Origin of the sequence: Mesobacillus maritimus (assembly GCF_023715205.1) — a bacterium.
GTDB classification, from domain to species: domain Bacteria; phylum Bacillota; class Bacilli; order Bacillales; family Cytobacillaceae; genus Mesobacillus_B; species Mesobacillus_B maritimus_C.
The window spans coordinates 161,796-183,877 of sequence record NZ_JAMBNR010000009.1; the positions used below are offsets into that span (position 1 = coordinate 161,796).

Annotated in this window: 23 protein-coding genes, 1 pseudogene and 1 riboswitch; of the genes and pseudogenes, 7 read left to right on the forward strand and 17 right to left on the reverse strand. The window is 41.7% G+C overall.

Annotated features, from left to right (window positions below):
* Positions 1-41 precede the first annotated feature (41 nt).
* From M3182_RS14500 to M3182_RS14540, 9 genes are all read right to left on the reverse strand, one after another.
* Entirely contained in the window at positions 42-719 is a 678-nt protein-coding gene (locus M3182_RS14500; protein ID WP_251558649.1) for an ABC transporter ATP-binding protein, read from the reverse strand.
* Positions 716-2,362 (reverse strand): ABC transporter permease, encoded by a 1,647-nt coding sequence (locus M3182_RS14505; protein ID WP_251558652.1) that lies wholly within the window; start codon positions 2,360-2,362, stop codon positions 716-718. Before M3182_RS14505 ends, M3182_RS14500 begins: the two co-directional genes overlap by 4 nt.
* Before the next feature lie 2 nt (positions 2,363-2,364).
* Positions 2,365-3,438 carry a Fe(3+) ABC transporter substrate-binding protein gene (locus M3182_RS14510; RefSeq protein WP_251558810.1) on the reverse strand — a complete coding sequence of 358 codons (1,074 nt, stop codon included), beginning with the start codon at positions 3,436-3,438 and terminating at the stop codon, positions 2,365-2,367.
* 457 nt (positions 3,439-3,895) lie between these two features.
* A complete protein-coding gene (locus tag M3182_RS14515) occupies positions 3,896-4,279 on the reverse strand; it encodes a hypothetical protein (RefSeq protein ID WP_251558654.1) in 384 nt (127 codons plus the stop codon).
* Positions 4,280-4,387: 108 nt separating this feature from the next.
* A complete protein-coding gene (locus tag M3182_RS14520) occupies positions 4,388-5,770 on the reverse strand; it encodes a sensor histidine kinase (RefSeq protein ID WP_251558656.1) in 1,383 nt (460 codons plus the stop codon).
* The gene (locus M3182_RS14525; RefSeq protein WP_251558657.1) at positions 5,770-6,447 is read right to left on the reverse strand and encodes a response regulator transcription factor; all 678 of its coding nucleotides are present in this window, start codon (positions 6,445-6,447) and stop codon (positions 5,770-5,772) included. The genes M3182_RS14520 and M3182_RS14525 overlap by 1 nt, the downstream gene beginning before the upstream one ends.
* Positions 6,448-6,544: 97 nt before the next feature.
* Complete coding sequence (locus tag M3182_RS14530; RefSeq protein WP_251558659.1) at positions 6,545-7,222, reverse strand: ABC transporter ATP-binding protein; 678 nt, start codon at positions 7,220-7,222, stop codon at positions 6,545-6,547.
* 1 nt (position 7,223) lies between these two features.
* Complete coding sequence (locus M3182_RS14535) at positions 7,224-8,258, reverse strand: ABC transporter permease (protein WP_251558660.1); 1,035 nt, start codon at positions 8,256-8,258, stop codon at positions 7,224-7,226.
* 116 nt (positions 8,259-8,374) lie between these two features.
* Complete coding sequence (locus tag M3182_RS14540; RefSeq protein ID WP_251558662.1) at positions 8,375-9,202, reverse strand: carbonic anhydrase; 828 nt, start codon at positions 9,200-9,202, stop codon at positions 8,375-8,377.
* Positions 9,203-10,524: 1,322 nt separating this feature from the next.
* On the opposite strand from M3182_RS14540, the gene M3182_RS14545 reads away from it, so the two are divergent.
* A complete protein-coding gene (locus M3182_RS14545) occupies positions 10,525-11,247 on the forward strand; it encodes a MerR family transcriptional regulator (protein ID WP_251558664.1) in 723 nt (240 codons plus the stop codon).
* A 143-nt stretch (positions 11,248-11,390) separates the two neighbouring features.
* Here the strand turns inward: M3182_RS14545 and M3182_RS14550 are convergent, their stop codons facing one another.
* Positions 11,391-11,798: a nucleotidyltransferase substrate binding protein gene (locus tag M3182_RS14550; protein WP_251558666.1), complete on the reverse strand. Its 408-nt coding sequence runs from the start codon at positions 11,796-11,798 to the stop codon at positions 11,391-11,393.
* A complete protein-coding gene (locus tag M3182_RS14555) occupies positions 11,767-12,108 on the reverse strand; it encodes a nucleotidyltransferase domain-containing protein (RefSeq protein WP_251558668.1) in 342 nt (113 codons plus the stop codon). The genes M3182_RS14550 and M3182_RS14555 overlap by 32 nt, the downstream gene beginning before the upstream one ends.
* Before the next feature lie 251 nt (positions 12,109-12,359).
* On the opposite strand from M3182_RS14555, the gene M3182_RS14560 reads away from it, so the two are divergent.
* Positions 12,360-12,875 carry a sigma-70 family RNA polymerase sigma factor gene (locus M3182_RS14560; protein WP_251558670.1) on the forward strand — a complete coding sequence of 172 codons (516 nt, stop codon included), beginning with the start codon at positions 12,360-12,362 and terminating at the stop codon, positions 12,873-12,875.
* The gene (locus tag M3182_RS14565; protein ID WP_251558672.1) at positions 12,872-14,308 is read left to right on the forward strand and encodes a DUF4179 domain-containing protein; all 1,437 of its coding nucleotides are present in this window, start codon (positions 12,872-12,874) and stop codon (positions 14,306-14,308) included. The genes M3182_RS14560 and M3182_RS14565 overlap by 4 nt, the downstream gene beginning before the upstream one ends.
* A 253-nt stretch (positions 14,309-14,561) precedes the next feature.
* On the opposite strand, the pseudogene M3182_RS26515 reads toward M3182_RS14565, so the two are convergent.
* The 3 genes and pseudogenes from M3182_RS26515 to M3182_RS14570 all read right to left on the reverse strand — a co-directional run.
* Positions 14,562-14,678: pseudogene (locus M3182_RS26515) on the reverse strand (Fic family protein); the annotation flags it as partial.
* A gap of 24 nt (positions 14,679-14,702) precedes the next feature.
* Positions 14,703-14,828: a hypothetical protein gene (locus M3182_RS26200; RefSeq protein WP_285868213.1), complete on the reverse strand. Its 126-nt coding sequence runs from the start codon at positions 14,826-14,828 to the stop codon at positions 14,703-14,705.
* A complete protein-coding gene (locus tag M3182_RS14570; RefSeq protein WP_251558674.1) occupies positions 14,828-14,974 on the reverse strand; it encodes a hypothetical protein in 147 nt (48 codons plus the stop codon). Before M3182_RS14570 ends, M3182_RS26200 begins: the two co-directional genes overlap by 1 nt.
* A gap of 830 nt (positions 14,975-15,804) precedes the next feature.
* Here M3182_RS14570 and M3182_RS14575 point away from each other — a divergent pair.
* Positions 15,805-16,206: a cbb3-type cytochrome c oxidase subunit I gene (locus tag M3182_RS14575; RefSeq protein WP_251558676.1), complete on the forward strand. Its 402-nt coding sequence runs from the start codon at positions 15,805-15,807 to the stop codon at positions 16,204-16,206.
* Between the two features lie 395 nt (positions 16,207-16,601).
* On the opposite strand, the gene M3182_RS14580 is transcribed toward M3182_RS14575, so the two are convergent.
* Together M3182_RS14580 and M3182_RS14585 are read right to left on the reverse strand one after the other, a co-directional pair.
* The gene (locus tag M3182_RS14580; protein WP_251558678.1) at positions 16,602-17,660 is read right to left on the reverse strand and encodes a zinc-dependent alcohol dehydrogenase family protein; all 1,059 of its coding nucleotides are present in this window, start codon (positions 17,658-17,660) and stop codon (positions 16,602-16,604) included.
* Positions 17,661-18,133: 473 nt separating this feature from the next.
* Positions 18,134-19,207: a C40 family peptidase gene (locus M3182_RS14585; RefSeq protein ID WP_251558680.1), complete on the reverse strand. Its 1,074-nt coding sequence runs from the start codon at positions 19,205-19,207 to the stop codon at positions 18,134-18,136.
* Positions 19,208-19,397: 190 nt separating this feature from the next.
* Between M3182_RS14585 and M3182_RS14590 the strand changes: the two genes are divergently transcribed.
* Positions 19,398-19,553 (forward strand): YwzD family small protein, encoded by a 156-nt coding sequence (locus M3182_RS14590; RefSeq protein ID WP_251558682.1) that lies wholly within the window; start codon positions 19,398-19,400, stop codon positions 19,551-19,553.
* 109 nt (positions 19,554-19,662) lie between these two features.
* Positions 19,663-19,748: riboswitch (cyclic di-GMP riboswitch) on the forward strand.
* A 19-nt stretch (positions 19,749-19,767) separates the two neighbouring features.
* On the forward strand, positions 19,768-19,908 hold the full coding sequence (locus M3182_RS14595; protein WP_251558684.1) for a hypothetical protein: 141 nt from the start codon (positions 19,768-19,770) through the stop codon (positions 19,906-19,908).
* 429 nt (positions 19,909-20,337) lie between these two features.
* Here the strand turns inward: M3182_RS14595 and M3182_RS14600 are convergent, their stop codons facing one another.
* Positions 20,338-21,135, reverse strand: coding sequence for an SGNH/GDSL hydrolase family protein (locus tag M3182_RS14600; RefSeq protein WP_251558686.1), 798 nt, complete (start codon positions 21,133-21,135; stop codon positions 20,338-20,340).
* Positions 21,136-21,342: 207 nt separating this feature from the next.
* On the opposite strand from M3182_RS14600, the gene M3182_RS14605 reads away from it, so the two are divergent.
* Positions 21,343-22,080 carry a YveK family protein gene (locus M3182_RS14605; protein WP_251558689.1) on the forward strand — a complete coding sequence of 246 codons (738 nt, stop codon included), beginning with the start codon at positions 21,343-21,345 and terminating at the stop codon, positions 22,078-22,080.
* The last annotated feature ends 2 nt before the right edge of the window (positions 22,081-22,082 follow it).

Here is a 22,082-nt window from a genome sequence, read left to right on the forward strand (position 1 = left end):
GCCTGCTCATCTTCGAGCAGGCTTTCGGTTCGTTTTCCTGACTAAAGCGACTGCATGTGAACCTTCCGTGCCGCTGAATCTTCACTCAACGAAAAGCTGCGATCACAAATCGCGTCCACATCTTTGCGGTCATGTGTGACCATCATGCACGTCATTCCTGCTGCTTTTAAAATCGACCGCAGTTCAGACCGAATCGACGCCTTTAAATCAGCATCCAAATTACTAAAAGGTTCATCCATTAACAATACTTCTGGCTTCGGAGCCAACGCCCGAGCAAGGGCAATCCGTTGCTGTTGACCACCACTCAATTCGTGCGGGAAGCGCTTCGCAAAGTCCGTCATCTGTACAAGCTCAAGCATTTCATTCAACCGGTTTTTCCGTTCGGCCCGGCTCATCTTGTTCAATCCAAATAAAATATTGTCACGCACATTCATATGCGGAAACAATGCATAATCCTGGAACACCATGCCAATGCCACGCTTCTCGGGTTGCACAAACAAACGTTGATTGACCACAGGTTTGCCCGCAACCGAAATCGAGCCGCCCCAAGGAATCTCTAACCCAGAAATCAAGCGTAGCAACGTACTTTTGCCACTCCCGCTCTGCCCAAGGACGCCGACGATTTCGCCTTTTTTTATCGAAAAGGAGACGTCCGATAAAATCGGCTCCTCGCCACGCTGAAAGGAAAAGGTCAGTCCTTCTACCTCTAAAACCTTCATTGTTTCACCCTCTTTTCAATGAAATAAAATAGCACAACCGACAACGAACTAATCGCAATAATCATCAACGATGGGATTGCTGCTTCATGAATCATTTCGTCTTTTGCATATTGAAACGCCTTTGTGGCAAGCGTCTCAAAGTTAAACGGGCGCAGCAGCAAGACGAGCGGCAACTCCTTGGTAATTTCCACAAACGTTAAAATAAACCCGCTCAGCAAAGCCCCTTTGATTAAGGGGAGGTCGACCTTGAAAAAGGCCATTGTTCGGCCGTTTCCTAGCATCCGCGCCGCTTCCAAGTATTTCGTACCGACCTTTTCAAACCCCACTTCAATCGCATTAAAGCCTGTCGCCATAAAACGGATGGTATAGCCGACAATCAGCATGAACAAGGACATACTTAAAATCAACGGTGCTTCCCCCCAGCCAAGTGAAGCATAAACCGGTGCTAGCTTTCCATCTAACTCGATGAACACCGCCAATACCCCAATCGCAATGATCGCACCGGGAATCGAGTAGCCAGCAGTAATGATTTTAGATAAAAAGTAAGAAAAAACATTCTTCGACCGACTAATATTCGCAACCACGACCGCAAGAATGATGATGAGCGCGGATGAAACAGCTGCAACCGAAATGGTTTGTTTTAGCAAGATAAAAAACGAGAGATCCCAAACTTTTTCAAACGTTAATCCGGCCCAGGAAAGAAGCTGGAGCAATGGAATGGCAAATCCTAAGCCAAACACAAGCGCACAATAGCTCAATGCGGCTACTGCCTTAACACCCCGTAGTTTCATCGGAGTAAGCGGTTTGGATTTCGAACTTAAATGATAGCGTTGCCGCTGTCTTAGTAACCTTTCCACCACTACCATTCCAACTAAAATCACCATTAACCACGCCGCAAGACGCATCGCCGTATCAACATCGTACATCCCAAACCAAGTCTGAAAAATCGCCGTTGTAATCGTGTGAATGCCAAAGTAACTCGTCACCCCGTAATCACTTAACACTTCAAAAACGACCAGTGCAACGCCACCAACCACTGCAGGGCGGGAGAGGGGCAGGACGATTTTTAAAAACACATCAAAAGGCTTTCGCCCAAGGAGCCTAGCGGTTTCAATATAAGAAGAGCTCTGATTTTCGAGAAATGCTTTCGTAATCAAATACACATATGGGAATAAGAACAACGTAAAAATAAACACTGCACCCCGTAACGAGGAAACCGAGATTACTTCAGGGTCTACTTGAACCCCAAACTCATATCGCAGCGTCGTTTGCACGACACCGGTATAGCTGAACATCGTTCGGTACGTATAGGCTGCAATATAAGGAGGAATGGCGAGTGGAAGCATCAATCCCCAACGGAAAAAGTTTCTGAGTGGAAACTGATAAGCCGTCGTTAACCATGCAAGCGTAACCCCTAAAATCGCGGTGAATAATCCTGTTAACAGCAAAAGCGTCACCGTATTAAACAAATACGTTTGCAGCAAATAGTCACGAACTTGGAACCAATTTTCATTTGGCGCTTGGAAAAGCTCGAAAAACACAAACAAGATCGGGAGCAGGATAATTCCTGCCCCGACCATGCTGATGATCCACCAACCGTTAAGCTCTTTTTGCAGATAGCGCCTAACAAGGTTTGCTTTCATGATTACTTCCAGCCTGTCTTATTGAAGATTTCAATCGCCTTTGCGTTGTGCTCGCCAAGGGTATCAAAGTCAAGCTCTTGCATCTTAAACTCGCCCCATGATTTCAGCAATTCCGGCATTTGTGCTTCAGGATTCACTGGGAACTCATAGTTGTTCGCAGACAAGTATTCTTGTGCTTCGACATCGGTCATGTATTCAACAAGCTTCAAGGCATTTTCTTTATTTTTACTATGCTTTGTTAACCCAATTCCACTGACATTCACATGGGTTCCGTTTGTTTCTTGGTTCGGATAAAAGACCCCAATGTTTTCCGCGACTTTCTTTTCTTCTGGGTCTTCAGAGTTTGCCATCAGGCCAACATAATAAGTATTCATGATGCCGACATCGCCAGTACCTGCGGCAATTGCCTTAGCCTGGTCACGGTCGCCGCCATCCGGCTGACGAGCGAAGTTGTTGACGATTCCTTCTGCCCATTCTTCGGCTTTCTCTTCACCGTTCAATTCAATGAAGGAAGCAAGCAAAGACTGGTTGTAAAGGCTTGTCGATGAACGAGCAAGAACTTTGCCTTTCCATTTATCACTTGTTAAATCTTCATAGGTAGAAAGGTCCTCAGGGTTTACGCGGTCTTTCGCATAGACGATCACACGCGCTCTTGTGGACATGCCAACCCAATAATTCTCTTTATCTCGTAAATTATCAGGAACATTTTCATTGATCGCATCGGATTCGATTGGCTGAAGAACGTCATTGTTCTTCGCGTTCGCCAAGACACCACCATCGACGGTAATAAACAAGTCCGCATTCGTGCTCTCACCTTCACGCTTTAAGCGCTCAATCAACTCTTCTGCTTCAGCTTTCACCACATTGACTTCAATGCCAGTTTCTTCGGTAAAATTCTTGTACACTTGGTCATCTGCTTCATAGTGTCGAGCAGTATAGACGTTGACAACCTTGCTTTCCTCTTTCGCCGGTTTCGCTTCTTTCGACTCTGAACTGTTATCAGTTGTATTGCACCCAGCAAGCCCGATGGTAAGCAAAGCACTTGCTAGTACAGGTTTGATCCATTTTGATGCCATCATGATTGAAACTCTCCTTTTTATAAAATAAATTAATAGTATAACTAACTAGGAATGAAATTCATTCTCAATTAACTCGTTTTTATTGTACAAAGAGGGAGGGGGTTCGTCAATACAAAATTCACAACTTTTTACTATTTTCTAAAAAATAATTTTAGACGTTTATTGGAAGAAGTTACAGATATTAAACGCGCTTTCTTTGTGCAGGAGGCTGAAAAAGAAATTATATTTTAGATAATAAATTTAAGGGTATGGACGTGGCGTCTGTCAGAGGAAAAAGGTGGGCGAGAGATATCCGCGAGCATGACGTGGGAACCACGAAGAACAACTATGTGGCGCAGTCGTTCTACAAAAAATGGGGGAAGATTGCGGATTGGTTGTTTTATGAGATGAAGTAAATGAAGCTAATGAAAAAACGAGTATAAAATCCTTGTGATTTTATACTCGTTTCATCTATTTAATCTCTCACCGATAACGTAATCAAGAAAAACAGCAAAAAGCTCACAAGCAAAGCCACTCCGCCACCGATATAAAGGATCAAAGTGAAAGCCTCAGGGAGCGGGAAGGGTTTCACCATATATAGCCACATGCCCGCCGTTAACCCAACCGAACCAACAATCGCAGTCCGCACTTGCAACCGGGTCATAAAGTTCTCACTGATGCGAAACACTTTATAAAAAACGGCCCACCCGAACAAGGTCAACCAGCCAACGACGAGGATATGGGCATGAATCGGGCGAAAGGCATAGGAACCTGCACCAGCCATATGCCCGCCCATCATGGCACCAATCAAGCCAAACAGCGCGGCGAAGCGCAACAGCGTTTTACTATGTGTGTTCATTTGAAAATCTCCTCCATTTGTTCAACATCTTGTCCTCTTTAATATAGATGCGGAACATGAACGGAAAATGAACAAATGGATAGAAAAAGTTCAGGCCAGGGACGGGTCCTACGATTGAACAGGCAACTCCACAACAAACGTCGTGCCTTCATTTTCCGTACTCTTCACTTGAACCTCGCCACCATGCAGATGGACAATCGTCCTCACAATCGATAACCCCAAACCCGTGCCTTCAACGGTTCGCGAGCGAGCCGAGTCGACGCGGTAAAAACGGTCAAAAATTCGTTCCTGTTCTTGCGCACTTAAGCCAATTCCACTATCTGCAAAAGTGACGACAACCGATTGTTCTCGCTCTTCAAGTGTGATGTCAATACGGCCATGCTCTCGATTATATTTAATCGCATTGGAAAGCAAGTTATCCCAAACGGTATTGAGTAATGACGGATCGCCCGTGATGACCACATCTGGCAGCGAAAAACTGAGCATGATCCCTTTTTCACCTATCTGCCATTGATAGGTGCGAACCAGTTCCTTGATTTGCACGCCAACATTAAAAGGTTTCTTTTTCACAATCTCTTCATTCTGATCCAACGAAGCGAGCAGCAATAATTGTTTCGTTAACGTCGAGAGCCGTGCAATTTCATCATTGATGATCGATACATAACGCTTTCGTTCCGCCGGAAGAACCTCTTCATTTTCTAAAAGATTCGTATAGCCTTTAATATTGGAAAGTGGGGACTGGATATCATGCGAAATGTTCGAAATGAACTCTTTTCTTGTGTCTTCAGTTTGTTCCAGTTTACGAGCCATGGTTAAAAAGCTATGAGAAAGTTTGCCTAACTCATCTTGACGAGTGACATCCAGGTCGACATTGAACTGACCATTGGCAAGTTGTTTGGTCGCAGATGTCAGTTTTGTAATCGGCTGGACCAAATACTTGGTGCTAAACATCACCAATACAATACTAAAAGCAATTGTTAAAGCTAAAAGCCAGGCAAACAAATGATGCATTTCATTAAAAAGCAGGTCAATATTCGGCCTCAAGAAAAGCGCATACTGTTTGTCATCATGAGTGAGCGGGACGCCAATCGTATTTTTCAGTTCATTTGCGAAAAAGCCAGTCACAAAGGTCTCCTGCGGAAAATGGAGAATCCCATGATAAACCTCGCCGTCCAAAACTTGTTTGACAACCGGGTCGGCAACATTCTGCTCCCGAAACGGGGCGCCAAAATACGTTTCGCTTCCGGCAGAGTTCACCAAGTACAGCTGGTACCCAACAGTCGAAAGATTCTCCAAATACTCTTCTAGATTGATGGAAGGATGACTTTCCGCAAACGCCGCAACTTCTAAGGCGATGGTAGTGTTTTTTTCATCATTATAAGGCTTTAATTTCTGTTGGTAATACGTGTTGGAAAGGATAAACGCCAACACGCTGCTTAACAACATGATCGACACCGTCACAACAATGAATTTGACATAAAGAGTTTTCATCAGCGTTGAGCCTCCAGAAGATAACCAACGCCCCGTACGGTTTTGATGTGAAAATCATCGGTTAATCCTGAAAACCGTTCGCGCAATCGTTTGATATGGACATCAACCGTGCGTTCGTCGCCTTCGTAATCAATGCCCCAGATGTGTTCAATCAATTGATCCCGCGAAAACACTTGCATCGGATGAGAAGCTAAAAAATACAAAAGCTCAAATTCTTTTAACGGCAAAAGCAACGTCCGGTCTCCAAGCTGAACTTCATAGGTTTTTTTATTAATGGAGGTACTGCCTAGGCGGATCATCGAATCATCAGTTGAAACCTCATAGCGGCGCAACAACGCCTGGATGCGAAACAGCAATTCTTTTGGTTCAAACGGCTTGACCAGATAATCGTCCGTCCCAGCTTGAAAGCCTTCTTCTTTATCTTCAATTTGATTTTTGGCGGTCAGCAATATGACTGGTAGATCATAGTGGGTGCGAATCTCACGAGTTAACTGAAAGCCGTCGATAAACGGCATCATCACATCCACCACTGCCAAATCACAAGTTTCTTTTTTCAAAATCTCTAACGCTTCGCTGCCATCTTTTGCTTGAACAACGTTGTACCCGGCTGCATGTAAGTGAATGGTGACAAGCTCTAAAATATGTTGATCGTCATCAACTAGTAAAATCGTGGTCATCTTGATTTCTCCTATTTTTTAATAGTTTTCTTTCAATCGTAAAAATTTATCCTCGAATCAAAAAGCCCACAACAAAAGCTGGGGCTGTTTCTTCTATTTAAACAACAAGCGTTCCATCGCTCATTTTAACGATTTGGTCAACATAGGCAAGCATTTCTTCGTCGTGGGTCACCATTAACGTTGTCAGATTCAAATCTTTCGTCAAATCGCGAATCAATTTCATCACATCTTTGCTTTTTTTTGAATCCAAACTGGCCGTCGGTTCATCGGCGAACAGCATTTTAGGTTGGTGAATTAACGCCCGTGCAATCGCCACTCGTTGTTTTTCGCCGCCTGATAACGAAGCTGGATAAGCCTTTTTCCGATGATTCATTTCAACGAATTCTAGCATTTCCGTCACTTTACGTTTTTGATCTTGTTTCGTTAAAGTCGATTCGGATACATCAAGCATAAGCATCAATTGTTCTTCGACAGTGAGAAACGGAACGAGATGAGCAAATTGAAACACAAAGCCAAACTCTTTTGCGCGGATTTTCCGAACTTGTTCAGCGTTCATCCCTGATAGATTTTTCCCATCGAATTGAATTTGTCCATTAGAGGCAGGTTGGAGCCCTGCCGCAATCGTCAAAAGCGTGCTTTTCCCAGAGCCAGACGCCCCGACCAATGCGGTGACCTTTCCTTCTTTAAGCGAAAGGCTGATTCCTTTTAAAATTTCTTCGCTCACTTCGCCGTGCGTAAACGTTTTTCTCACTTGATTTAGTGTAAAAATGCTCATCTTACATCTCTCCTTGTTGGATTGCTTGTAAAGGTTGTACTTTTTTAATCTGAATCCCTGAGACAGTAGCACCGATAAAACCAATCAGCAGAAAGATAACGGATAGGAAAATTGTTGTGTTCAACGGTAAATGGAATGGCATGCCACTAGGGGCCAATCTATTAAAAATTTGACTGAGGGCAGTCGCCAGCGTCAATGCAATCGCCGTAATCACAACCATTTGCGTCCACATCATATTGAAGAGGGAGCTTGTTTTCATCCCAATCGCTTTTAAAATCCCGTATAACCCGAGTTTTTGCACGTTCATCATATAGAAAAAGATCGCAAACAACAGGCCACTGATGACCACTAAAAACCAAACAATCATATTCAAAGACATTTGTTCGGCTTTATAACTGGCAATCGTGTTGAGAAACTCACTGTTTGAGAAAGACTCTAAGCCTGTATATTCTTGAGAAGAATCAGCCTCTGGTAGGAAAACCAGTTGCATTTCGTCCACACGATACATTTCCTGAAAATCTTCTTTATGAATAAAAGCAACAGGGGCATGGCTAAACTTCTTTTGGTCGACAAAGCCCTTGACCGTTAAATGGCCACTAAATTGTGGGTTGGTTAAATGATCGCCAATCTTCATTCCTTCATCTTCCAACGAGCGATCTAAAATAACTTCGCCTTTATTCACTTTTGGAAACCATTTAGAATCCGTAGCGGTGACAAACGCAACACTCTGCTGCTTCTCCGCTTCGTCATGTAAAAATCCCATTTGCATGGAAAACGCAACCGCGTCAGGATGCTCATTAAGCAATTCTGTTTGTATCACGTGATCAATTCTTGAAAAGGTATAATTCTGGTCAGCATCTTTATTGAGATAAAATTGACCATCCGGCAAATCCTTGATTAATGCGGCATTGTCCTGCGACAAGCCATTGGCCAAACCCGATATGATAAAAGTAAGGAAACTGATTAGAAACACAATCGATCCTAATATCAAAAAGCGTGCTTTATTTTTCTTCATTTCTTTCCAAGCCATTTTCATCGGTCATTCCTCCCTTTGACATTCTTAATTTACCGCGTGAATATGAACGGAGGATGAACAGGGGAACACAAAAAAAGAAGCCGCTACGAAATTGTAGAGGTTCCTTTTTGATAGGGCTATTCTGTTTTCGTCACTTCCCGTTCGTTGATCGGCTGAACGGGCCTGCTGTTATGCGGGAAGATACTACCGAACGCATCAATTTGTTCCCGAGACATTTCGATTGGTTTTTCTAAAAGAATCCAACTGACTCCCTCTGAACATGCCGGTGTGGTTAACGAACCATTATAACGGAGGAAGGATTTGTCTTCAGGCAAGAAGTTCTCAAGGTCGACAGCCTTGTCTAACGGCACATCTTCATCCGTTTCTTCCTCTGGCAGCTTGGACCACATTTCAGCTAACACTTGATTTTCCTTTCCTTCACTCATAAGAAAGCCTAGAACGGCGAGCTCACCTTCGTCATTTTGATGAACGAGATGGCCCTCCATTTCAAAAGCTTGGCCATCTAGCTGATGTTCACTTGGTTTATGAAAGTGCATTTGCACTAGGGTATATTCTTCACCATCGACGGTGATGGTATTTTTCTCTGAACCATCATTTGCTTGAATTGTGTGTGTGTTATTCATAAGTGTAAAAGCAGTAGGGGAATAATTGATGTCCACTTCTGCAGCGCTTTTGTCCACCTTCACATTGGCTAGTTCAATATCAATCGGGGATTGCTCTGTCCCATCCGCGCAGTCGGCAAAGGACGAATCTACATTTGCCCATTGATCAGGACCGTTCTCCCCCTTATAAGACCAGACGGGGGTACTGTTATCTGTTTCCGCTTCAACTTCCGTCTCGATCACTTCAATCTCTTTAGAAGAAGTGGTAGCCTTTGGGGTGCAAGCAGTCATCAATAATAGAGTTGCTAGAATAATAAAATGGATAAAGTTTTTCTTTTTCATCGTATTTCTCTCCTTTGCTGTTAAGGTGAATATGTAAGTGGTGGTAAGTTCTAAGAACAGTCTCTATTATTATAAAATTCTGTGAAAAATGAAATGCAACTTTATATGCAATTCTGGTTCTCTTAAATGGGGGTAGAGGACAAGAAAATAGATAGGTCTTTTTACCTAATAATAAAACTGAAAAAGTGACAAGGTTTGATGATTTGCACGTAATAAACTACGCATAAAAACAAATCATTCGTCGAAATTTGTATTTCCGGGGAAATAGGTGGTTGATTATGTCTTTTGGTTCGCCTAGTAAGAGTAGCTCGTTTTGTGTTTCTATTTTATTAGTACTTCCATTAAGAATAGGTGTTATGTAGCTATTTATATGCGGATTAGTAGGAAATAGGAGAGAGATTTACTAGAATTCGATACAAAGTGAAATAGAAAAATAATGTTAGAAATGATGGATTGTTTGGTTGTTCTAGCTATATGTTGTTAACCGATACGGTTAGATAAACTCTTCGAAAGGGATTGTGAGCTACCGGAAAGGCGTATTGCTAGGCGATATGTAATAGGAGTTGGATAAGGGGGGCTGGGGTTGGGAGAGTAGTAGTAGTATTTACTAAGAGATCTTTCGCATATAAAATATTTTGGAACATATGTTTGTATTTAAGAGATAGCAGAACCCATCGGTGGTAGGCTGATGTTACCCGATAACTTTTTGATGCTAGGAGTTTATATCGCTGTACGATATGTCAAAATTGTACGAAAAAAAGGAACAGCTTGTGAAAACTAGTTGACTCGTTAAGTGAATTAGAAGAGAAAGTACAAGAGACTACCTTTGCAGCTATGCATTAGATAGTCTGTATCGGTGGGCGATATGGTTAGCTAGACAGACATAATATAGTATTGAGAGAGCAACTATGAAGTTGTCCCTTACGAGGGAAAGGTATGTTGGTAGAGTGAACGGATATGAAAGAATTGTAGCGTGTATCGCTATGCGATATGTAAGCCTCGCCTGAAGACTTAACAATGTCGTATCCGTGACGTTGAATAATGCCATACACAGTGAAATTGAAGTAACCGATCATTAGACGCGAACTCCCCAAAACTAGCTGTTTGATAGAATCGAACAAAGGCACCCAGCGAAAGCGATATATAATCCTCTTATTTCGATGATATTCGACTGAATATTTTGTATCGGTAGGCGATATACCCCTTGCGCATTCGTGTGAAAACCGGCATATTTAATATAGATACATTTTTTGACTTCGTAGATTTAAGACCGATTGAATCGGCTTTAAGTTTTTAATAATAGATTTTGAAGGAGGCGCGATATGCGAAGCGATATTCAACCGTATGAACTATCTTTCTCTTCAAAGGAAGCGGCGGAAAAAGCGGGGATTGCGACACCGACTGTTCGGAAGTATGCGCAAATCTTAGAGAAGAATGGCTATGAGTTTTTAAAAGAGGGCGATCGCCGGATTTTTGTTCAATCCGATATTGATGTGCTTGTATCGTTACGCGATACGGACATGCCCTTAGAGGATGCGGCAAAAGAATGTGCTACTCAACAGAAAGAGCGATTAATAGGCTCCACTGAAATCGAAGTAGCGGTACCCGATACATATAGCAATAACAATAGCAATTTGCCCCAAGATCCCAATCAACTAAAAGAGATGTTCTCGTTTCTAGCCAACGAGCTCGCAGCCACAAGGGAAATAAATGTTCAACTCACCAATGATATGGCTCACTTGAAAACAACGGTTTCGCGGCTCCAGCAGGACCATCATGATTTAGGAGCGCATATTCGAAACTCCGCCCAAAAAACACAATTGAAAATTGAAAAACTAGCGGAACAAGAACGAACACATTACGAAACGATGTTAGAAGAAGAAAAACAAAAGAACGAAAACTTACAAAAGGAAATCCAAGCTTTAAGGGAAGAACAGAGTCAGGTGTGGCGTTCGCAAAGTGAATTTAATCGACGGATTGAAGCCACGGTGGACAAACAGCCTAAAGCCCCTTGGGGGAAGTTTCTTTCTATTTTCCGTAAATAAGGTGCCTTATAAAAGGCTCTTTTTTTTGCTTTTATTAGAAGAACAGCGTAATGAATAAAGTTTACTTTTCTCGAGAAAAAGACCCCATTTTAGGGCCGAGTTTGAGGTAGAGTAACAATCGCCATGAATAGCTAGTGCTTATGTTAGGAGATCTTTCGTATTTCTTCTTCCAAGTGATCATACAGGTTGGCCAATAGTTGGCTATAACTGCCCTTAATTTTTTCGTAAATCAGTTTAGCTTCACTTTCGTCGTAAAGGTGGGAAGTTTTATTACGGTCTACCATCATATCGATCCATTGGTCTCCGTCCTCAATCAAACCATAGGCAAATGCCTCTCGGATTGTTGCTCTGGGACTTTTTATTTCAGTTATCCCTGTATATTCTAAGAACATTTCCATAAGTTTCCAGCTCAATTCAAAAGTGAACTCAAACCGCTGAATGACACCGTCGTAGACAATATCTGAATCTAGTTGGATTTTGGTAGCTTCACTAAGCCTTGAGGTTGCACGTTTGTAATCATTAAGCTTCTCGTAGAGCCTGTCCTTGTTCATAGATAACCACACCTTCACTTTTTATATTAGAAATTAGTTTTTCTTTTGTTAAACGGTCCATAAAGACAACGTCGATTTTTAAGGGAGTGGGCAATTCCTGTATTGTTTGTACGATTAGATTTTGCTCGGTGGGTGAACTATTGCTTGTAAAAACAGCTAAATCAATATCGGAAGCTCGGTGGTAATCCCCTCTTGCTCTTGAACCAAATAATAGAACTTTTTCAATTTGATCACTCATTAAGCAATATCTTTGTAATTCACGAATAAAGCGGCTTGAAATTCCTGTTGTATTCCAATAAGAATTTTTCACAATACCACCTCGATTCTTTTTATTTTATTTATGTTCCTTTATTTCCACTATATGGTTCATTTAATAAAGAATCAATCATTGAAGCGAAGTTTTTTCATTGTCAATCAGTGCTGGGGTGCATGTATTGATGTAATGCCTTATCCGACCAGGGAGCATACTCTATTTATTTCCAAAATTTCAAAAAACAAAAGCCAAATACAGAACCAGTTCGTCTAATAAGCAGATTGACCAACAAACAAGGGGGTGGCGGCATGCTTGAGTTGATTAGCAGAGCACAAGAAGGGGATGATGAAGCCTTTTTGGAGCTGTTTCAAACATATGAAAATGATTTGTACCGAATGGCGTATGTGTATGTGAAAAATCAGGACGATGCACTTGATGTGGTGCAGGAGACGGCGTATAAGGCGTTTAAAAACTTCGGTTCATTAAGAGAACCGCGGTATTTGAAAACATGGTTATTAAAAATTGCAATCAGCTGTGCGACCGATTTGCTGCGAAAAAATAAAAAGGTCGTCCATTTAAGTCCGGATTATGCTGAGTGGATTGGAAAAGAGTCAGGAGATGTACCGTTGACGATTACGATGCAACAGATTCTTGAAACATTGGACGAGCATGAAAAATCAATTGTGTTTATGAAGTATTATCAGGACTACACTTTTAAGGAAATTGCCGATGTGAAGGAGATGCCATTGGGAAGTGTCAAGACGATGCTATACCGGGCGTTGGAGAAGCTGCGTGTTCAAGTGAAAGGGGCGGATTTGATATGAGCAATGAGATTAAGCGTGAGTTAGAGAAAATTGAAATTCCTGCGGAACTACATAATCGAGTGAAACTGGGGGTGGACAAGGCCAAGCAAGAACAGCTGGACGAGCAGGGAATTCCTCCAAGAAAAGAGACACATAAGAAAAGAAACAAAGGGAAACTTGCCGGCCTTGTTGCGGCTGCACTCGTGGGCGTTACGCTTTCCTCTGGCTTTATCTTTCCGAGCATGAACAAGGTACTGGCAAGCACGCCGTTACTAGGCGGTGTTTATGAGAAGTTTGGCGACAAAATCGGAATGCATTTGGCGGAACAAAACTTGGTCACTGAGCTTGATCAGGAAATGACCAAGAACGGTGTGACGGTCAAGTTAACGCATGCCTACTTTGACGGCGATGTGGTGAGTGTGACTGGGCAAGTGAGTGGTGACCTCGAAAAAGGCAAGAACGAACCGGGAGAAGTCAGCTTGGATGTGAATTTTGATTCTAACAAAGGTGACAGCGATCCATGGTTAAATGGGATGTCAACGGGAATGCAGGAAGCAGAGGATGGTTATGAGTTCCAATGGAAGATGAATTACCCTCATAAAAATATTGAGGAAGAGTTCACGCTGCCAATCACGATTCATTCAATCAAGGGAATTGCTGGCGAGTGGAACTTTGAAGTACCGCTTACGCAGGAAGCAAGCACCGTATTTGATCTTGAGCATGTACAAAAATATGAGGATGTTACTATCAAGTTAAAAGAGTGGAAACAATCGAATGCTTCATCAACCGTTACCTTTGAAACGGTTGCCGCCCATGAAGGGGATTACATCGACTTGTATAAAGCGGAGGACGTTGATGGGAACGTGTTGTTCCATTATGCAAATAATACCGAGCTTTCACGCAGCCAAGAAGATGATGGGTATCACCAAACTCTACGGAAAACTGTGGATCAGATAAAAGAGGGGACTAAAGCGATTACGTTCTATCCTTCTGTTGACATTGAAGACCCAGTCGTGGAGCATCGACTAAATAAAAAGAGCTTCACATTGGAAAGTGAGCGGTCTGATTTAGCGATTAAGGTGAACAGCGTGAAGCAGAAAGACGGTCAGCTAATCCTTGATTATGAGTTCCAAGGGTTGTCTGACAATCTGAGCAAGCATGAGTTTGAGATGATTCATCATAACTTGTCTTATGCATTTACACTGGTAGACAAAGAGTTTATCGATAAAATTGATCCTGAAAATCCAGTTCCGCCTGAGGGACATAGTATTTCAAGGAATGAAGTGATTATAAAGGATAAGGACGAGTACCAGTTCCAGTCCGTGTTTAAGTTGGATGGGGAAGAAACGATTAAGGACTTCACTTTGAAAGAAACCGTTTTGCAGATGGATTTTGATAGTTTTATTCCGGTGAAGGAGTTAAAGCCGTTTACGGTGGAGTTGTCTAGAGATTAATGTAGGTGGGTCAGGCGTGCTAGGGTAGCCTGGCCTTCGATAATTTCTTAGCTTTTTGTGTACAAAAATAACAAGGCCAAATAAATAGCTACCTCATTTTGGTTATAGGTAGCTATTCAATCCTCATACTCATATTTATAAATGTATCTTTTAATCCAGTTAACTACTGCTTCAAACTCAGGGCGATTGTCATCTGCTAATCGCAAGGTCCATTGGAAAACTTCTTCATCGTCTACTAATAAACTATAACCCTTTAAATCACCAAGAAGGTAAATGTTGCTAAATAGGAAGTACGTTTATTTCCATCTGTAAAACAATGTCCGCTGGCTAAATGATAATAATAGACAGCTGCTTTTTCCTCAATGGTAGGGTATCTTTCATAGTCACCATTTCCTTACATAGGTAGAGCTAACTTTGCCTCAAGTTTCCCTTTTTCTCTACCTGGAACACCCCCGAAATCCCGAAGGGCCATATCGTGTAATGCCTCTACATCTTCTACTTGAAGATAATCAAATTCCATTAATTTTTGCTAAGCTTCTCCAGGGCCTTGCCATTCGCTTTTACTGCTCGATTATAACTAGCCTGGATGCTTTTTTTGCGATCAGTGGTTTGTGTGTTTCTGATAGCAGTAGCATTCATATTCTCATCATCCCTTTTCTTCTTCATAAGGTACCACCTCTTATAAGTATATATATATGAGAGGATACCCAATTTAGAAATAATTATTCAGACTATTAAAATTATTTATCCTGCTATTTCTACTTTACACTTTTTTCTTACCAAAAATCTACTAGTCTATGTTCTTTAAAACAAATTTCTAAGAAGATTTTGTTTCGATAAAATCCTGTCTCAAAAGAGGGTAATAGTAGGTTATTGCACATAACCAACTACCAGTTTTAGTGGTGGGGAAGAAACGATTAAGAAATTCACTTTAAAAGATACCGTCTTGCAGATGGATTTTGATAGTTTTATTCCGGTGGAGTTGCCTAGATAAAAGAATGTTGAGGGTGAACGCTTTATTGAGGTTCATCCTCTTTTTTGTGCATACCACTAGGGGTGTTTGTTTGCAGTAGGGTGAATATTTATTCTCCCTACTGCAAATAAACCACTGCTGACGGCGAATAAATCCACGTTAACGGCGAATAAATCCACGTTAACGGCGAATAAATCCACGTTAACGGCGAATATATTGATGCTTGCTGGGAATCAAATAGTCAGATCCAGGTCTGAAGGGGGTAAATACCCTGGTTATTTAGTCTTCAACCTTTAAAAGAATGAAAACTTGATTACATAAACGACGCTTTGTATCTTTTTTTCGATTATAGGACTCTAGAAAGTAAAAAGGGGGTCATAAAACCTAGTATTTTGAATGCAGATGTAGGGTTTTGTGTAAAAAGTCCTGAAATTTAACATATTCCCTATTGAAATGGTAAAAAATACCCTTTATTCTAATAGAGTCGTATAGAAATAAAGACCTATAAAAGGAGAGAGAAGAGATGGGGAAGACGTTTATTAAGATTGCTGTGGTTTATTTTGCAATTGGTGTGTTGTTGGGCATGACGATGGGGATGATTCATGATTTCCGCTTCACGTCGCTACATGCGCATGTGAACCTATTAGGATGGGTATCAACGGCAGTGTTTGGGTTGATTTATTCGGTTTATCCTTTTGCGGCGGAGACCAAACTAGCGAAGTCGCACTTCTGGTTACATAATATCGGGTTACCTGTAATGATGATTGGGTTGCTTTGTGAGTCACTGGGCGTGGCTACAGGACTTCCTGTGATGATTGTCGGGTCACTTGCGGTTGTGATTGGCACATTGATTTTCATGGTGAATGTGTTGAAGAACTTAAACACAGGTTCCGTTCAACGGGCGAACCAGGATTTTAAGGCGTAATAGAGTTCGGTGCTAAAATTGGGCCCAGCTCATTCAGTGGGAAAAGAAGAATTGGCTGAATGGAGTTAAATTCAACCTTAAATAGTGACCAATATAGGAAATTTCGGGAGAAGGCCTGGTTGAGGGCCTTTTTTCTATGTTTTTGGGTAAAAGTCGAACCTTGATTTGAGGTGATTATTTTTTACTCTACGAAAATAGGGTTTGCTCTACGAAAAGTGCCAAATACTCTACAAGATTTGAATTTGTTCTACGAAACTGGACGTTTTCTCTACAAAAACAGCAATTTACTCTACAAACGGGAGTTATTACCAATTCCGGAGGTGGAGGGACGACCTTGCGGTCATGCTCCACGCAAAAGAGGAACAGCATGACTGGCTGTTCCTCCCTAAACAAACTTATTTATCCCACTTATCGACAACAGTTACACCAAGGTTCTGGTAGTTCTGCATTTCGTTGAAGATGCGTGGGGCATCTTCTAATGAAATCGTCTGGGTGACGAGCTGGCCTGGGTTGAGTTTGCCTTTTTCGACCATTTCGAGCATGTTTGGATAGCGTGATGGCTGCATGCCGAGAGATCCGACGAACTGGATTTCGTATTGGACGATTAAGTCCACCGGTAAGGCAATCATGCCTTCCTCGTCGCGTGTGGTTAAGCCGATTTGCAGGTGACGGCCACGTTTGCGTAGGCTCGACACCGAAGACTGACATGTTTGCGCGATTCCAAGTGCATCAATTGATACATGTGCGCCGCCTTTGGTGATCTCACGGATTGCTTCTGGTGCAATCTCATCGCGAGCGTTAACTGTAGCTACAGCACCAAGCTGCTTTGCGAACTCCAATTTATCCTCGCCAATATCTACCGCAATGACGTTTGCTCCTAGTGCAGTCGCAATTTGAATAGCAGACAAACCTACACCACCACAACCATGAACGGCAACCCACTCACCAGCTTTAACTTGCGCTTGGTCGGTGACACCGTGGAATGCAGTCATGAAGCGACAACCCATTCCGGCAGCTTCGACGAACGAAATGTTTTCAGGCAAACGCGTTAAGTTAGTATCGGCATTTGGCACGTGGGCATAACGACCAAAGCCGCCCCAGGAAGAGAACCCTGGCATTAAAATGTTTTCACAGATGTTGTGATGGCCACTTACGCAGTACGGGCAGGTGCCATCGCCGATCGTAAATGGCACAATGACGCGGTCGCCTTTTTGGAAGTTCTTCACGTTTTTGCCGACTTCTTCGACAACACCACTGAACTCATGGCCTAATACATGTGGAAGCGGCAGCTCGATGCCGATCCAATCCCAATCGCCTTGCCATGCGTGCCAGTCACTGCGGCAGACCCCATTCGCTTCTACCCGTAACACAACACCATCTGGTGAGCACTCTGGATCAGGCATCTCTCTTACCACTAAAGGTTTTTTGAACTCTTCTAAGACTAATGCTTTCATCTCATAATTCCCCCTAACAAATATAAATAAGCCATTCGAAAAGAATGGTGGAACACAAAGAAAGCTATGTGTATTCTAAGGTGGGGAAGATAAAGACAATACTAGAAGTTAATATTCAGATTATTCAGTTTACTATATTCTAGTATATCCTTTTTAATTACCAAAATCTAGTATTATACACGACAATTACCAAATTTTTCATTCACTCTAAAATGGAATGGTAGGTAACATGTTTACAGAGGTTGGGAAGTTAAATATTATATAATAGAAGAAACTAGGTAAACGCTTACAAATAAGGCGTGCTATGAGTATGTAAGTACACGCAAAACGAAGGGCCATTTCATTTTCCCTTTACATGGTATGAGGCATTTCCTCTCAATAGAACCGTTGATGGTAAAAATTACACGTGCGAGCCAAGCTAGTTTCCGGGTAACTAAAAAGCACCTGAACCAAATTCAGGTGCTTGTGCTGTATTAATAGAAGCGCTTAAAGCTATCGAAATGCTTTTTATAATAGCTGTTATTCAAACTAGAAATCTCAACTTTGTCGTTGCCGGCATGGATGAACTGATTGTTTCCAAGATAAATGCCGACGTGGGAGATGCCTCTTTTATACGTATTTTCAAAGAATACAAGATCGCCAACGGCTGGCTTGTCTACGTAATAAGAGCGGCTAAAGTAACCTTCTGCCGACGTACGTGACACATCATAACCTGCTTGCTTATACGCGTAATAAATAAACCCGCTGCAGTCGAAACCACTTGGGCTGCTGCCGCCCCATGCATATGGCGTGCCAAGCAGGGATTTCGCAATGGAAATCAGTTGATCTGCATCATTGGAAACTGACGCCACTTCCTCTTTTACAGTCTGAGTAGTGCTTGCTTGAACAACGGTATTGCTGCTAGCTTGCCCAGAAACCTTTAGTGTTTGTCCTGCATAAATTAAATCTGAGGAAAGATTATTTAATGCTTTTAGATTGTTTACTGTTGTCCTGAACTGGGAAGCGATTTTGCCTAATGTGTCACCAGACTTAATTTTATAGGTCGAAGTGGAGGCAGATTTTGATACTGTCGTGCTGCTGCCAGTTGACGGTGTAGCTGCGGCTGTTGTCGTAGATGAACTTGTCCCTGAAGCGGAAACTTTCAGCTTCTGACCAGGGAAGATCAAATCACTCTTTAAATCATTCCAGCTTTTTAACTTTGCCACGGTTGTTTTATGTTTACTTGCAATGCCACTTAATGTGTCACCAGAAACGATTGTATATGTACTTTTAGCAGTAGTGTTTGTGTTCGTGGTTGTTGCTGGACGTTTGTCGCTGCTGCTTGTTGTTGTACTAGTCTTTGAGACTTTGAGCTTTTGATTCGGGAAAATGAGATCCGAACTTAACCCGTTCAAGTTTTTTAGTTGAGGCACTGAAATCGAATGGTTTCGCGCAATATGCGACAAAGTGTCTCCTTTTTTCACGGTATAGGTGTCAGCAAATGCCGTCGAGGCGAATGCTGATGACAGAATCGCGGCCGTCGCGAGGGTTGTGACTTTTTTCTTCATCGTTTTCCAATCACTCCTTTTTCTCGTAGTTTTCTATCAATATTCTATCACAGGTGCCATAGGGAAGGTATAAGTTTCTGTCAAGTGTTCCCGTGATTGCCAGGCTGTTCACAAGAAAAAATGGAAATCTATTTACAAATGAGTTCGAATCTAATAGAATAATGTCATATTGTGTTGGAGGATTAGAGAATTGACTAACCAAATGTCAGAATTGCAAGTTAAGCAAGACGAGTTCTTTGACTTGCTGAAACGAACCTATGAAAAAGGAACTTCAGAGAAAGATATAACCGTTGAACGGTTATTAGAAGATTTGAAGATGGATATTCGTCGAGTGATTGCGAAGTAGGAGCGCTTAATAGCGCTTCTTTTTTTTGATTTTTTAGGTAGAAATGTCTAATTTATGACTTTTGAAAAATCCCTAAACATTTCCTAAACCTAAGCCGATATAATAAATATGTTTTGAAAGGCAAAATCACTGAAAGGTGATGACGCAAAACTATAGGGGCCTCCGCAGGATCTGCAAGGCTAGCCAGTTGCCATCATAATCGAAAGGAGAAGAAATGATGTCAAAAACGTATTTTCTCACACCGGAGGAAAGAGCGCGAAAGAAACAGCGAAACAAGGTTGTTCTATATGCGACTTTAATCCTGTTAACGGCTGTTCTTAGTACAGCGGTGACCATTCTTGCCAATCAGATGTAATCAATAAAAAAGGAGCGGTTCCTTAGTGGACGGCTCCTTTCTGTTTCTATAAAAATAAGTTTTTGCCCTATAAAAAGCTAAAAATCATGAACGAATCCAAATTACCTAAACAAAGGGGAAAATATCGTATTACATTTCCTGAGTTCTTTATCTATAATAACTTTGTTATTCGTTGATTTACCAAGAGGAAGGAACCTTTTCGTTGCTATCAAAAGATCTACTAGCTTTAGAAGGAGAAGGCTCATGTCGAGTTCGTATTATATGACGCCCGAAGAGAGGGCGAGAAAGAAAAAGCGAGACAAAGTGTGCTCAATGTTTCGTTGATCGTCTTAACAGGCGTCTTAACAATGGGTTTTACTTTTTTGTTAGGCAATCTATATTGAGCACAAATGCAAAAGGAGCGACCAATAAAAGTCGCTCCTTTTGCATTTAATCAGCAATAAAGTAATCAAGCAAATACTCATACCAGACTTGGTGGCCTTTTTCATTTGGCAGTGTTGTGCCATCTTGTTCGACAAGATAGTCTTCGATTTCTTTACTTTCAGGATCTGGCCATGCAGTCCAATGATTCAAATAAGGAATCTCTTCTTCTTCGGCAAACTGTTTCAAAGCATCGACTTGAACAGGATAATAGTTGGCGTTATAAAGAGGGTTCGGCGGTTGAAGCAGCATAACATGCTCAGGATTAGCTTCACTTAACCCAGAACGGATAGCCTCAATGTTCTGATGCGAGTTGCTGATCATTACAAGGCCGTTATCCATTAAGGTAAATGGTTCAAGTAAAGTCAGATCTGGTTGAAGTGAGACCAACTCATCCAATTTCTCTTCAGACATAAATTCAGATGAAGTCAGTTCATAACTTTTAACTTCAACTTCAATGGTATCGCCGTAGGCTTCTTCAAGTGAGTGTTTCAACTGTATGCTCCAACCTTCGTCATCTGTACCGAGAGCATTTGATCCGGCTAGTAAAATCGTAAAGGGACGTCCTTCTTCTAAAGCCATTTTGTAATGTTCTCTCGCGGCTTTTGGCCAGTTTTCTGTTAGCTTAAGGAGCTTTTCTGTATCAACCTTCGCTGGTGTTTCCTGTTGTTCCGGTTCTTCCTTTGTTTGTTCTTGGGTATCCGCCTTTTCTGCTGAGACCGATGTTTTCTCTTTCCAATGCAGGCTTCCGTAGATTAGAGTACCTACACAAATCAGAGCGAGCAGCAGAACAAGAAATCGTTTCATCTTGCTATCCCTCATTTCCAGTTAAATGTAAAATCTGCCATTTGCATAAATCTATTTTAAAATCTTGAGAAACTTGTTTTAATAGAATAGTACTTAAGGCACAGAGAAAATGATATAGATATTGAAATTATGACAAATACTGCTATTATTATCAAGTTTTCATGATATAATACTCAAAGATTTGTAGAAAAAGAGCGGAGGAGAAACATGGAAGAAACAATTAGTTTAAAAGAGTTGCTTTTGACCCTAAAAAAACGCATGGCTTTGATCATTGCGATTACTTTAACAGCAGTGATTATTTCAGGAGTAGTCAGCTTTTTTCTTTTAACCCCGATTTATCAGGCATCTACACAATTATTGGTCAATCAAAAGAATGAAGATCAGACGCAATTCAACTCAAATCAAGTTCAAACAAACTTACAGTTGATCAATACGTACAATGTCATCATTAAAAGTCCAGCGATTCTTGACCTTGTGGCAAAAGAATTAGGTACTGGACTCACTTCACAACAATTAAATGGAAAAATCACAGTTGGAAGCGAAGCAGATTCCCAAGTGGTGAATATTTCCGTTCAAGATGAAAATCCTCAAACAGCGGCGGAGATTGCCAACACCATTGCGACCGTTTTTTCAAAAGAGATTGTAAACTTAATGAATATTGATAACGTGAGTATCCTTTCACAAGCCACGGTAACGGATGGGCAAGCTCCAATTAAACCACAGCCAGTATTGAATATTGCGATTGCATTGGTTGTTGGCTTAATGGCCGGCGTAGGTCTAGCGTTCTTGTTAGAGTACTTTGATAACACCGTTAAGAATGAACAAGATATCGAGAAAACATTAGGCATGCCGATCCTTGGCGTCATTTCCGTGATTGACGATAGCAAAATAGAAGGCCGCGCTGCCCGTAAATCAAATGTAAGAGGTGAGTCAATTGGGTCTTAAGA